Source organism: Flavobacterium caseinilyticum (assembly GCF_004349085.1).
Lineage (GTDB): Bacteria > Bacteroidota > Bacteroidia > Flavobacteriales > Flavobacteriaceae > Flavobacterium > Flavobacterium caseinilyticum.
This window is the reverse complement of record NZ_SMFM01000001.1, coordinates 611,244-624,659: the sequence shown is the minus strand read 5'-3', so window position 1 is coordinate 624,659 and position 13,416 is coordinate 611,244. Positions and strand designations below refer to the sequence as shown.

Here is a 13,416-nt window from a genome sequence, read left to right as displayed (position 1 = left end):
ATAATTTGATTAATAGTGGCATTTTCCACATTCTAAACCTCCCATTTGTGCCGCAGTCAACTTGTCTACACCGTACTTCTTAGAAAGTTCATCATGAATTTTGGTGTAATACTCGTTGCCTTCCATTTTAACATCCGTTTTTCTGTGGCAATCAATACACCAACCCATTGTTAATGGAGCAAATTGTTTTTGAATTTCATATTCTTGAACTGGACCGTGACATGTTTGACATTCAATTCCGGCAACAGTAACGTGTTGCGAGTGGTTGAAATAAACGAAGTCAGGTAAATTATGAATACGAACCCATTTTACAGGCTGCGTTTTTCCTGTGTAAGTTTGCGTTGTTTTGTCCCAACCCACCGCAGTATATAATTTTTGGATTTGCTCATCGTAAAATGCTTTACTGTATTCCGGAGTAGCAGTAGTTTCGGCAACTTCAGCAATGTTTTTATGACAGTTCATACAAACATTTAAAGAAGGTATTCCTCCATTTTTACTTACTCGTGCAGCAGAGTGACAATATTTACAGTTAATCTCATTGTCTCCAGCGTGTATTCTGTGAGAGTAATGGATTGGCTGAATTGGTGCGTAATCTTGATCAACACCTATTTGCATAAAAAATCCGTACACAAAATATGCACTCGCCAAAAGCAAAAATACCACACTAACTAATATTAAAAATTGATTTCTAGCAAATGCTTTCCAAATAGAAGTTGTAGGTGTTTTTGGCGCTATTACTATGCCATTTGCTTTTGCAACTTTTGACAAAACTTGATTTACCAAAAACAACATCACCACTAAAATAACCATTACAAGTGCCAAAGCACCTAGTATGATATTATTTGAAACTCCACTATCTGATGTGGCAGTACCAGGAACACCTTCAGCACCACCAGCTGCAGGAGCAGGAGCTTCCACTTTCGGTTCTGATGTGTAGGCAATGATATCATCAATATCAGCATTAGATAATTGAGGAAAAGCTGACATTACTGCCTTATTGTTTTCTTCAAAAACTTTGACAGCCAGAGGATCTCCAGACTTTATCAAATCAGAACTGTTTTTAATCCACTTGTATAGCCATGGCATATCGTACTTACCAGCTACGCCTCTAAGGGCAGGGCCAGTAGCTTTACCATCTAATTTGTGACATGCAGCACAATTTGCATTAAACAATTCTTTACCTTTTACAGCATCTCCACCCGTTACTACAGCAGGAGCTGCAGCTGCATCAGTAACTGCAGGAGCAGCTTCTTGAGCAAATGAAGTTAAAGAGAAAATTAACGATGAGGCTAAGCCTAAAAATAATTTCCTTGTGATCGAATTATGGTTACCCACCTTTTTCATATAGTATAAAGATTATCTACTAAAATTTGGCACAGTTTTTTCTAATTGATTTAGGAAAACCGCTCCTTTATTTTAAAACTTGGACAAAAATACGACTTAAGAACTATTCTCAAAACCTTAAAATAGCCTTAATTTCAATTTATATCTATTCTAAATAACATTTGCTATTTGGTATCAATCTTTAAATATTACTTTTGCACAAAAACAATCACATTATGAGAATTTTAGCCCCTCAAAAAGCATTTTTCATCTCTCTTACCTTATTTTTTTCTTGCTTTAACGCAACTGCTCAAGGTGGAAATATTATCGTAAATCAAGACGCCAAATTTGAACAACTGTTAAATGAAAAGAGAAAAATTAATATCTCTAATAGCATAAACGACGGTTATAAAATTCAGATTTTTAGCGGAGAAAGCGAAAAAGCAAAAAACACCTTAAATGAATTCAGACAAGAATTTAGAGATATAGATGGTACAATTATTTTTTTTACGCCAAATTATAAAGTATTGGTGGGGAATTTCAGGACCCGAATTGAGGCAGAAAAAAATTTGATCGAAGTCCGAAAAAGGTACAATAACGTTCATCTAATAAAACCTGAAAATTAAAATTTATCTTTTTTATAAATAACAATTTTCAAAGCATATATGCGAAGACAAGTAAATAAGAAAGCAACTCGTGAAGAGTTGCTTTCTTAGTTTTTTTTAAAAGTGTTTCGGCTGGTAAGTCAAAATATTTACGCAACATTCACAGATAAATTGACAGAATTTACAACTTCTAAATGCAGTCTAAATCGGGCACCTTTTTTATTATTGAACTATCGTTTCTTGGTAATATCTTTTCAAAATAGCTTTTATATCCTCACTGCTTTTCTTACTGTTTTTGTAGTCTTTGGAAAGCACTGGATATGGCAACAACATCGCTTTCATTTCACTATTTGATAAAAAGGAAGGCTGACCAGAATAACAATCAATAAGCATTGGCGCCGATGAACTGCTAGTCGCGGAAGCAACGGCTACACCAATTAGCCCGAACATCGCACCCATAGCAATGGCATTATTAGGATTATAAACTACATTTTCGATATAATATTTACTCCCGATTATTTCGGTTTTAGCATAATATTTTGCATCAGCATACTTTGAAACATTTATATAAAAAACTTCTCCATCGCTGAATCCATAATAATTCAACTCTTTCGATTGAGTAACTTTATTAAGCAAATGAAATCTTTCATTTTTGTTTGACATTTCAAAATTACTATCATCTACAGGACTATTATTTAAAACATCAACATAGGTTAAATAAATACCCTTAGAAGGGATGGCAGTTATCGTTTTACTTTTAATATTCTGATCAGCATCAAAAACGATAGAAGTTTTATCATTATCGGTTGTTTTCATGTAATTCGTTAAACATTCGTGCAAAACCTTTTTCAATCTTTCATCGTGTTTATTAGTAACATCCATACCATTACTTTCTGCCGAAGCAGTATACGTTCCTACGATAAAATCAATCCCGTCTTTTGGCTCAATAATATCAACCACTAAAGTCGCATATCCTGTTTCAGACATTGCACGAGTAAGCTCAGAAACATATAAATCATTAATACGAATAGAAATTTTAGATTTGTTTTCTTGTTTTGGACAAATAATAGCGAGGTAATTCGAAAATTCCTCTACTAATGGATTTTCAAAATTTGCTAAGACTTTTCTATTGAATCCTCCTTTTTGAACGGTTCCAATATTCTCTTTAAACTGTCTTCCATCGTAAACATTTTCGACATAGAAATTAAATTCTGCAGCTTTATCATTTTTATCCTTTAAAGATATTTTATGATATTCCGTTTTATTCTGAGAAAACATAACAGTACTCGCTGCTATAAAAAATAATGTAAGTAATTTATTCATAGTTCCATTTTTTAGTAAGCTATAAAAATAAAAAAAATCCTGATTGTTCATTATTTTAATTTTAAAATATTGAAATTTTATCTCAATATCTTTTGAACCACTTCCTCATGTTTATATAAAACAATAAATGAAAACATATAGAAGTAATAGTCCTAAAAAATGAGTAGTTTTAAAAAAAACAGTGATTTAAAGTGTTACAGGCTGTTTGCTGGGACTCTTCTATTTTGGGACCGTAGTAGGGAATTTAATTTACTTTTAAGATTGCTCCAATAAATATTCCGTAAATTTAATGTATTATATTTTTATTATAATTGCTAAATTTATAGCTATTTAAAAAAATTAACATGCTTATAAGATCAGCAAATAAAAAACCTAACATTTGAGCTAAATGAAATAAATCAGTATCGAAAACCCCAACTTTGGTAACCTACATTTAATAGAAATTAGAACTGTAATCACAAATCTAAATCATATTATCATGAGAAATACTAATTTTTACGGGCTTTTTATTTTTAGTGCAGCAATGCTCATTAACAGCGGCTGCACAGAAGACACTCTTGCTACAGGCTCTTCTACTAGTAAACCTCCCACTGTAACAGAACCATCATACCCAGCACCAAATGCATCTGCTGGCTATGACATTCAAGTAATATTACCTCATGATTATTGTTGGTTAGAAGGCGGCTATTATTACTTCAACGCTTCTAATAATACTATAACTAACAATAAAGTAGCATGGGAAAAAATATCCGGCTCTTCAACCTGTAAGTTGGAAAGTCCTGATTCACTTAAAACAAAGGTGAGTAAACTGGAAAAAGGGGTGTACGAATTTGAATTAACAGTTACTAACAATATGGGCTTAACCGGCAAAGACAGAGTCACGGTCACTGTTGGTGAAATGTCCGCAAACACAAAGGAGAAAATTTTCAATGATTTGATCTGGGACGACTGGAACGGCTGGGATAAACTACATGTTGAAATTAATAATTTTTATAGTCATGTACCTTCTGACAGTTTCTTTAAAGTTTATATACAAAGAGATAATTCAGCGAATTGGATAGAAGTATTACCCTGGTCTGAGAATGCCCAATACTACTACATAGTCTATTCTGACACGTTATTTGTTTATCCTAAAAGCATTAATCCATTTGATTATGATACACCTAATGTAAAAATCATATACTGAAAAATAGATTTTAAAGCGCAGTACAAAAAAAAATCTGAATTGTTGAACACAGTAATAACGTTGTAACTCATGGATTCTTGTTAGGTAACGGCAAATAACAAACACTAAATATCACAGCTGCCTTTGACACTTTTCTGATTGGACATTAATGATAAAAGCAAAAAACTGAAATAAAAATTAGCCAAAAAAAAGAACGAGTCTTAAAAAATATGTAAGCAAAAAAAAATCCCGATTGCTCGGGATTTTAGTTTTAAAATATTGAAATTTTATTTCAATTTCTTTTTGATTGCTACTTCATGGTAAGATTCAATAACATCTCTTTCTTCAATGTCGTTGTATCCTTTTACTTGAATTCCACAATCGTATCCTTTAGCTACTTCTTTTACATCGTCTTTGAAACGTTTCAACGCTAACAATTCTCCTGTAAAAACCACAACTCCTTCTCTAATGATTCTCATTTTGGCATTTTTGGAAATTTTACCATCCATTACCATACAACCTGCAATTGAACCCACTTTAGAGATTTTGAATATCTCTCTGATCTCAGCCGTACCCAGAATTTCTTCTTTCATTTCCGGAGCTAACATTCCTTCCATCGCATCTTTCAAGTCATCGATAGCAGCGTAAATGATCGAGTAATAACGGATATCGATTTCCTCTTTGTCTGCCAGTTGTCTCGCATTTCCAGCAGGACGAACATTAAATCCTATAATAATCGCATCTGAAGCAGAAGCCAACATTACATCAGTTTCAGTAATTGCCCCAACACCTTTATGGATAATATTGATTTGAATTTCTTCAGTAGATAATTTAGAGAACGAATCAGACAATGCTTCAACAGAACCATCCACATCTCCTTTAAGGATAATGTTCAATTCTTTAAATTGACCCAATGCAATTCTACGTCCAATTTCATCCAATGTAATATGACGTTGAGTACGAACTGACTGCTCACGCATCAATTGAGAACGTTTTGAAGCAATTTGTTTCGCTTCTTTTTCGTCTTCGAAAATATTAAACTTATCACCCGCAGTTGCTGCTCCATCAAGACCAAGAACTGAAACCGGAGTCGAAGGACCCGCAACAGTTACAATGTTCCCTCTTTCATCATGCATGGCTTTAATTTTACCATGATGCTTACCCGCCAACATATAATCTCCAATTCTCAAAGTTCCGTTTTGAACTAATATCGTAGAAACATATCCTTTTCCTTTATCAAGGAAAGCTTCAACAACAGTTCCAGAAGCCGCTTTATTTGGATTTGCCTTCAAATCTAATAGTTCTGCTTCTAATAATACTTTTTCTAATAATTCTTTTACACCTGTACCTACTTTAGCAGAAATATCATGTGATTGAATTTTTCCACCCCAATCTTCAACAAGTAAATTCATACCTGCTAATCTTTCTTTTACTTTCTCAGGATTAGCATTTGGCTTGTCAATTTTATTGATAGCAAATATAATAGGAACTCCAGCTGCTTGAGCATGGCTAATTGCTTCTTTAGTTTGTGGCATGATATCATCATCCGCAGCAATCACAATAATAGCAATATCTGTCACCTGAGCACCACGCGCACGCATCGCAGTAAACGCTTCGTGACCCGGTGTATCTAAGAATGCAATTTTTTGTCCGTTATCCAAAGTTACTCCGTAGGCACCAATATGTTGCGTAATTCCTCCAGACTCACCTGCAATTACGTTTTCTTTACGAATGTAATCCAGTAACGATGTTTTACCATGATCGACGTGACCCATTACCGTTACAATTGGCGCTCTGAAAACTAAATCTTCTTCTCTGTCTTCAACAACCTGAATTGCTTCCTCGATATCAACAGTAATAAATTCAACTTCATAGCCAAATTCATCAGCAACGATAGTCAATGTTTCTGCATCAAGGCGTTGGTTCATGGTAACCATGATTCCAAGTGACATACACGTACCAATAACTTTAGTAATTGGCACATCCATCATGATAGCAATTTCCCCAACTGTTACGAATTCAGTAACCTTAATAGTTTTACTTCCTTCGTCAATAGCTCTTTGCTCATCATCAGATTTCTGACGGTGCGTATCTCTTTTATCTCTTCTATATTTAGCTGCCTTAGATTTACCACCTTTTCCTTGTAGTTTCTCTAAAGTCTCTCTAATTTGATTTTTAACTTCTTCTTCTGTAGGCTCAACTTTTGCGACAATTGCAGGTCTGTTTCCTTTTACAAATCCAGGTCTTGAACTTCTGTTAGCATTGAATCCTCCGCCACCTACATTAGGTGTAATCTTGTTAGGATTTGGCGCACCTGGAACTCCAGGTGTTGCAGGCGGTCTAGGAGCACCTGGTTTAGGAACAATTCTTTTACGCTTATTTTTATTTGCATTGGATGCAGCTGAACCTGGAGCACCCGGTTTATTCGGAGTGATTTTTGGCTCTTCTTTTTTCTTCTTCGGTTTGTTGAATTGAGATAAATCAATTATTTGACCCGTTAAAGTAGTTCCCGATAGTTTTTGATACTGCGTGGTGATGGTTTCATCAACAGACTCCTCTGATTTAACTTCTTCGGTTTTTGCAACCACTTTAGGTTCAACAGCGACTTCTTTAACAGCCTCTGGTTTAACTTCTTTAATCCCAACTACAGGTTTCACCTCTTTTTTGTCTGAAACAACTTTTTCTTGCAAAGGTTTTTCTGTTGACGGTTTTTCTGCTGAAACTTCTTTTTGAACAACTTTTACTTCTGGTACTTTAGCAACTGGAGTTTCTACTTTTTCAACAGCTTTTACAGGAGGAACTATTGAAGGCTTCTTAGGATTCAGATCAATTTTACCTACTTGAACAGGTCCTGCTATAACCGCTCTCGCTTTTATAACTTCTTGCTGCTTAAGACGCTCTTCTTCCAACCTACGTTTGTCTTCGATTTCTTTCTCTCGTTCTAAACGTAAAGCTTCTTTTTCTTTTCTCTTCTCTTCTCCTACTTCTTTAGAAGCTTCTTTATTCCCTTTGTCACCTGCAAACTGACCGCACAAGACATTGTACACCTCATTAGAAATTTTTGTGTTTGGATTTGCCTCAATAGCAATCCCTTTATCTTTCAGATAATCCACAGCTCTTTCCAAAGAAATATTCAATTCCCTTAAAACTTTGTTTATTCTAATAATTCTCTCTTCAGACATACAACCTTTTTATTATTACCTTTTTTGTTATTCCTCACTTTACTCCCAACTCGATACCTACCGAGCAAGAATTAATTGTAAAGTGGCATGTTTATCGTTGAAGAAATAGTGACTAACTGTCAAATTCCTCTTTCAATATTCTCATTACATCCAGAATCGTTTCCTCTTCCAGGTCTGTTCTTCTTACTAAATCTGCAACTTCTTGTTTTAAGATACTTTTTGCGGTATCCAAGCCAATTTTCGCAAATTCTTCAATAACCCAGCTTTCAATTTCATCTGAAAACTCAGTTAGTTCAACATCATCTTCATCAGCTGTAGCGCCAGCAACATCACCTTCACGAATAACGTCTAGCTCATAACCAGTCAATAATCCCGCTAATTTTATGTTGTGTCCTCCACGACCAATTGCTTTCGAAACTTCTTCAAGCTTCAAGAAAACTTCTGCTCTTTTTGTATCCTCATTGATTTTAATCGATGAAACTTTAGCAGGACTCAATGCTCTTGTGATAAATAATTGGATGTTACTTGTGTAATTGATAACATCTATATTTTCATTTCCTAATTCACGAACAATTCCGTGAATACGAGAACCTTTCATACCTACACAGGCGCCTACCGGATCAATCCTGTCGTCATAAGAATCTACGGCTACTTTTGCTTTTTCACCTGGAATTCTTACCACTTTTTTAACCATAATTAGTCCGTCAAATACCTCCGGGATCTCTTGTTCAAATAATTTTTCTAAAAACTTTTCTGAAGTTCTAGACATAATAATTTGAGGTTTATTTCCTTTTAATTCAACGCTTTCAATTATTCCTCTGACATTATCTCCTTTTCGGAAAAAATCAGAAGGTATTTGTTTTTCTTTTGGCAAAATAATTTCATTCCCTTCATCATCAACTAAAATTACAACTCTTGGACGTACGTGATGTACTTCAGCGGTGTAAATATCTCCAATTAAATCTTTAAATTGCTTGTATAGATTCGTATTATCGTGTTCATGAATTTTAGAAATTAAATTTTGGCGTAAAGCTAAAATAGCTCTTCTTCCTAAATCAATTAATTTCACTTCTTCAGAAACTTCTTCGCCAATTTCAAAATCGGCTTCAATTTTTCTTGCTTCTGTTAAAGTAATCTCTTCGTTTTCAAAATCTAAATCCTCGTCAGCAACGATTACTCTTCTTCTCCAAATTTCCATATCTCCCTTATCAGGATTTATAATAATATCGAAATTATCATCTGAACCGTATTTTTTCTTCAATGCATTTCTAAATACATCTTCTAAAATTGCCATAAGCGTTACACGATCAATAAGTTTATCATCTTTAAACTCTGAGAATGAATCGATCAATGCTAAATTTTCCATGCGAATTCTTTAATTAAAATGTTACTGTAACGATTGCTTCTTTTATATCTTCGTAAGGCAGTTGCAGTTCTTTTTGAACGGTCTCTTTTCCTTTTCCTAACTTTTTAGGCTCTCTTGCTTTCCACGACAAAATTACAAAATCATCATTAGCATCCACTAATTCTGCTTCAATTATTTCTGTCCCGGTCTTCACAATCAATGTGCGCCCTATATTTTTCTTGTATTGTCTTTTTAATTTTAATGGTGACCCAACACCAACCGAAGCGACTTCTAATGAGTAATCCTGTTCCTCGCGATCCAGTTCATTATCTATAAAACGACTCACATCGATGCAGTCCTGAAGCGCTACTCCATTATCTCCGTCTAAAGTTACAATAACCTTGAAAGCATCAGTGACTACAAGGTCTATCAAAAAAATTGAAGGCTTTTCTAAAAGGCATTCTGCCAACAAAGTATTTACTTTTTCTTTAAATGTCATATTTTTATAAAAAGAGGGGACATTTAGTCCCCTCATTATCTAGATTTTAATAAATAACGGTGCAAATATAGTGTTTTTTTTTATAAATTAAAATAATCGATTGCTGTAAAATAATTTCTTACCTTTAAAGGTATCTATTAATAACCAATTTTACCATAATTTAACACATTCTAATAATGAAAAGAATTTTAGTTCCAACCGATTTCTCCGAACATGCTGAACACGCTTTAAAAGCCGCGGCCATCATAGCAAAAAAAAATAACGGTGAGATATTTTTACTACATCTATTAGAACTGCCCAGCCAAATGAGCGATGCAGTAACAGGCGGAGGGAGTATCCCGGAAGTGATGTTATTCATTAAAAAAGCGAATGAAACACTCCAGAAAATCCAAAATCAACCGTATCTGGATGGAATTTCTGTTAGTGCATCGGTGCAATTTGAAAAAGCCTTTAATGGAGTTTTATCATTTAATAAAAAAAACAAAATCGACTTAATCGTTATGGGATCTCACGGAACTTCCGGCATTGAAGAAATACTCATAGGTTCTAATACCGAAAAAGTGGTTCGACTCTCCGATGTACCGGTTTTAGTGATAAAAAAAGATGTGGGTGAATTAAAATTCAAGAACTTTGTTTTTGCTTCTGATTTTTCAAAAGAAATAAAAAAACCGTTCAAAAAAATGGTTGAATTTGCTGAAATTTTTGATGCAAATTTATTTTTAGTTATGATCTGTACTCCTAACAGCTTTAAAACTACCATAAATGCCGAAAAAACAATGAAAGAATTTGTTGAAAAATATGATATAAAAAATTACTCTTTACACATCTTTAATGATGCCAATATTGAAAACGGAATCACTAATTTTTCAAAAACAATTGATGCTGATTTAATCGGAATGAGCACTCATGGCAGGACTGGATTATCTCATTTTTTTAACGGTAGCATCAGCGAGGACTTGGTAAACCACACCACAAAACCAATTATCACTTTTAAGATTTAATCTTTCAAGAGATAAAATTTAATATATTTCCACAGTAAAGCCTCTCAAAAAACGAGAGGCTTTACTGTATTCAAAAAAAATATTTGAAGGATTAATCAATACAATCCTTCTGGAAAGCTCAAGGAGAAGTGAAATAAAAGAAAAACAATTATCAGAATAGATTCAGCAATACTTGAAGTTAATTTTGCTTCACTATTAAAATGGTGCTCCTGCAGCATCTTCTATTTATTCCACTCTTTCACGTAGTATTTTTGCTTCGCTGGCTTTTCTCTTTCTTGTCGCAGCGGTAAACCTGACTTCTTTCCATCTCAAAGTTGAAAACCTTACTTTCCCGAAGTGATGCTGTAGCACATAAATCATCATCCCGATGGATGCGATACAAATAAGACCATATATTTTTTTGTTGGCGGCTAAAATGGCGTTGAGCTGTAAGCTTTTGTAGCCGGATAATGCAGCTTGGGTTGACATTAAATTTCCGTCCAGATATATTGCGAAATTATTTACACTTTCCCACTGGAACTGATACTGCAACCAAGAAAAAAAGGACGAAAACACGGCAGTGACCACAAAACTCCGGAACACCAGAATAAGTCCTATCGCCTGAAGCATTTGTACCATTTCAAGTTTGTCGAGGATATAAAACCAAACCGCAATATATATTGCACTTAATCCATAACCTTTCAGAAACATGGGCAGCAGCCAACTCTCGTAATTGATTTCAGGAACCATAATGAAATACATCATCACGGAATTTAGAAAAAACGCCGCAAAACCAGAGAAGATGAACATCTTTAAGGGCCATTCATTTTTAAACCAGAAATAGGCAACCACTCCTGCCAGAATCACACCCGGAATCATCATCAGGTTCAGCGATGCATTGGTCACCATATCGTATCCCAAAATTCCGACCGTAAAGGTATTCTGCAAGGAACTTGACCCCAGAAAAACCCCCATAAAAAGCAACATCAGTAAACCGCTCTGTACATTATTTTTTTTAAAAATACTGAAGGAAACGTAACTCCTCTTCAACTGCAACTGCCGCAAAGCAAGCAGAATAAAACTCACCAAAGTTCCCCAAAAGGAAATACGGATATTGCTTGCGTCAAACCAGTTCAGCGTCTTACCAAAAGACAGAAAATAAGACATAAAAAGGAAAGTAGCGGCAAAAAAAACGATGCTCAGCCAGTCAATCTGAGAAAACGGCATTTTGCGCGCAAACCTCTGATTGTGCTGGAACAGTATTGTAATCATGATCATCAACAAACAGAGCCCAGCAGTAAGTAATTGCGGATATTGCCATGTCGTTTGGTAGGCCAGTCTTGCCAGATAATATCCCGCAATATTTCCGCTAACAATAGAAAAAGGATAAAAAACCGCATAAAATTTTCCTCTTTTTCCGTCAGGACTTAAAATAAACATCATCGGCAGGATGACTTCCATCATCATCAACATTTTGAAAAATCCCATCAAAAATGAGCTGGCAATTATGAGTTCAGGAAAATTAGTGGTACCAATAACAAAAGAAAGAAACGCTATTACAGCAAGCGAAAGTACCATAATCTCTTTGGAGCGGAATCTCAACTTTGTCCTTAAAATCAGCGGCATTGAAGTTGCCATTCCAATAAAAGAGGCGAAATTAGCCATTATAAGGTAATCTGGCATGGTTCCTAAATCGCCTACCATCATACCAATGTTTCCCGCATTTACAGGATTGATTGCCAAAATCAAAAAGGTAAATACCACAATGAGTAAAAGCTGCACCGACTTGGGTACCCAGCTCTTGTATAGTCCTTGATTGTATTCAGCCATTATTCCGGTTTATTTAAAGTTACATTTACATTCATTCCGGCACGGAGCTGTTTCAAATCTTCCTCTTTATTTTCTGGAGTGAATTCAATCCGTACAGGAATTCTCTGTTGTACTTTGACAAAGTTTCCTGTGGAATTATCAACTGGAACATTCGAATATTTTGATCCCGTTGCGGCAGAGATGGCAGTCACCTCGCCTACGAATTTTTGTCCGCCCAAAGCGTCTACGGTCACATTTAACTTTTCACCAACTTTCACGCGAGACATTTGGCTTTCCAAAAAGTTAGCAGTAATCCACTTTTGACCGTTTAGCACAATGGTGCCCAATTGCTGACCAGCTTGCAAAAGTTGCCCTTCGTTAACAACCCTTCTACCCATGATTCCGTCATAGGGAGCGGTAATCACTGTATAAGAAACATTAATTTTAGCCATTTCGAGCATGGCTGCAGTCCTTTTAATTTCGGCATCGTTTACACCAAGTCGACTTCTGGTTTCACCGGTGGCGAGGCTCGCCGTATTTTTTTGGCTGATCAGGGTTTCATAGGCTGCTTTGGTCGCATCGTACTCCGTTTGTACCTGATCGTATTGCTGTCTGGTCACAGCTTCAGAAGCCAAAAGGTTTTTGTATCGGTTTTTATTCTGCTCCGCATTCCATAGTCTTGCTTTTGCACCCGCAATGTTGGCATTGGCTACATTAACGTTATTCGAAACCGTATTGACCGCCGAAGACGTAACATTTCTGGAGGCCAACGCATTTTGATAAGCCGCTTCTGCTTGTGCCAACTGGGTTAGAAGTTCACGCTCATCGAGAACAACCAGTGTGTCGCCTTTTTTTACAGCCTCATGTTCTCTGTATTTAATCTCTTTGATGTAGCCCGGAACTCTGGTGTTTACGGGATTAATAAATTCATCTACTTGGGCAGAGTTGGTGAAATTTTCGTCGTTTAAATGAAAATAATTGGTGACAAGCCAATAAAATCCCACAACCGCGATCGCAAAAATGACCAAGTTGATTACTGTTGTTTTTGTGTTGCTGGGGTGTTTCTTATGTTTTTTGAGAACTGCAGGTTCTGTTACTTCTGCCTTTTGATCTGAAAGTTTTACTTCAGTTACAGCCTGATTTGTATTCATTGCATCTCGAGTTTGATCTGACATATCGGTATAT

The 13,416-nt window shown here is 35.4% G+C and carries 10 protein-coding genes; 3 read left to right on the top strand and 7 right to left on the bottom strand.

The genetic code is table 11. The features are described 5' to 3' along the window. Positions 1-9: 9 nt before the first annotated feature. Positions 10-1,344, bottom strand: coding sequence for a c-type cytochrome (locus E0F89_RS02770; protein WP_131908327.1), 1,335 nt, complete (start codon positions 1,342-1,344; stop codon positions 10-12). Between the two features lie 215 nt (positions 1,345-1,559). Here E0F89_RS02770 and E0F89_RS02765 point away from each other — a divergent pair, with 215 nt between their 5' ends. Next, positions 1,560-1,949, top strand: a complete 390-nt coding sequence (locus E0F89_RS02765; protein ID WP_131908326.1) for an SPOR domain-containing protein — start codon at positions 1,560-1,562, stop codon at positions 1,947-1,949. 201 nt (positions 1,950-2,150) lie between these two features. On the opposite strand, the gene E0F89_RS02760 is transcribed toward E0F89_RS02765, so the two are convergent. Further along, positions 2,151-3,251, bottom strand: coding sequence for a DUF6563 family protein (locus tag E0F89_RS02760; RefSeq protein ID WP_131908325.1), 1,101 nt, complete (start codon positions 3,249-3,251; stop codon positions 2,151-2,153). 478 nt (positions 3,252-3,729) lie between these two features. Between E0F89_RS02760 and E0F89_RS02755 the strand changes: the two genes are divergently transcribed. Beyond that, complete coding sequence (locus E0F89_RS02755) at positions 3,730-4,437, top strand: PKD domain-containing protein (RefSeq protein WP_131908324.1); 708 nt, start codon at positions 3,730-3,732, stop codon at positions 4,435-4,437. A 266-nt stretch (positions 4,438-4,703) separates the two neighbouring features. Here E0F89_RS02755 and infB read toward each other — a convergent pair whose 3' ends face one another. From infB to rimP, 3 genes are all read right to left on the bottom strand, one after another. After that, the gene (gene infB, locus E0F89_RS02750) at positions 4,704-7,598 is read right to left on the bottom strand and encodes a translation initiation factor IF-2 (RefSeq protein ID WP_131908323.1); all 2,895 of its coding nucleotides are present in this window, start codon (positions 7,596-7,598) and stop codon (positions 4,704-4,706) included. 112 nt (positions 7,599-7,710) lie between these two features. Further along, entirely contained in the window at positions 7,711-8,964 is a 1,254-nt protein-coding gene (gene nusA / locus E0F89_RS02745; RefSeq protein WP_131908322.1) for a transcription termination factor NusA, read from the bottom strand. A 13-nt stretch (positions 8,965-8,977) separates the two neighbouring features. After that, the gene (gene rimP, locus E0F89_RS02740) at positions 8,978-9,442 is read right to left on the bottom strand and encodes a ribosome assembly cofactor RimP (protein WP_131908657.1); all 465 of its coding nucleotides are present in this window, start codon (positions 9,440-9,442) and stop codon (positions 8,978-8,980) included. 176 nt (positions 9,443-9,618) lie between these two features. Here rimP and E0F89_RS02735 point away from each other — a divergent pair, with 176 nt between their 5' ends. Then, positions 9,619-10,443: a universal stress protein gene (locus tag E0F89_RS02735; protein WP_131908321.1), complete on the top strand. Its 825-nt coding sequence runs from the start codon at positions 9,619-9,621 to the stop codon at positions 10,441-10,443. Between the two features lie 225 nt (positions 10,444-10,668). Here E0F89_RS02735 and E0F89_RS02730 read toward each other — a convergent pair whose 3' ends face one another. Together E0F89_RS02730 and E0F89_RS02725 are read right to left on the bottom strand one after the other, a co-directional pair. Then, positions 10,669-12,252 (bottom strand): efflux MFS transporter permease, encoded by a 1,584-nt coding sequence (locus E0F89_RS02730; protein WP_131908320.1) that lies wholly within the window; start codon positions 12,250-12,252, stop codon positions 10,669-10,671. Beyond that, a complete protein-coding gene (locus E0F89_RS02725; protein WP_207915769.1) occupies positions 12,252-13,406 on the bottom strand; it encodes an HlyD family secretion protein in 1,155 nt (384 codons plus the stop codon). Before E0F89_RS02725 ends, E0F89_RS02730 begins: the two co-directional genes overlap by 1 nt. Positions 13,407-13,416 lie beyond the last annotated feature (10 nt).

Bases quoted from the DNA above. Each gene is read 5' to 3' on its own strand.
- E0F89_RS02770 (WP_131908327.1), bottom strand. From the start codon at position 1,344: ATGAAAAAGGTGGGTAACCATAATTCGATCACAAGGAAATTATTTTTA.
- E0F89_RS02765 (WP_131908326.1), top strand. From the start codon at position 1,560: ATGAGAATTTTAGCCCCTCAAAAAGCATTTTTCATCTCTCTTACCTTA.
- E0F89_RS02760 (WP_131908325.1), bottom strand. From the start codon at position 3,251: ATGAATAAATTACTTACATTATTTTTTATAGCAGCGAGTACTGTTATG.
- E0F89_RS02755 (WP_131908324.1), top strand. From the start codon at position 3,730: ATGAGAAATACTAATTTTTACGGGCTTTTTATTTTTAGTGCAGCAATG.
- infB (WP_131908323.1), bottom strand. From the start codon at position 7,598: ATGTCTGAAGAGAGAATTATTAGAATAAACAAAGTTTTAAGGGAATTG.
- nusA (WP_131908322.1), bottom strand. From the start codon at position 8,964: ATGGAAAATTTAGCATTGATCGATTCATTCTCAGAGTTTAAAGATGAT.
- rimP (WP_131908657.1), bottom strand. From the start codon at position 9,442: ATGACATTTAAAGAAAAAGTAAATACTTTGTTGGCAGAATGCCTTTTA.
- E0F89_RS02735 (WP_131908321.1), top strand. From the start codon at position 9,619: ATGAAAAGAATTTTAGTTCCAACCGATTTCTCCGAACATGCTGAACAC.
- E0F89_RS02730 (WP_131908320.1), bottom strand. From the start codon at position 12,252: ATGGCTGAATACAATCAAGGACTATACAAGAGCTGGGTACCCAAGTCG.
- E0F89_RS02725 (WP_207915769.1), bottom strand. From the start codon at position 13,406: ATGTCAGATCAAACTCGAGATGCAATGAATACAAATCAGGCTGTAACT.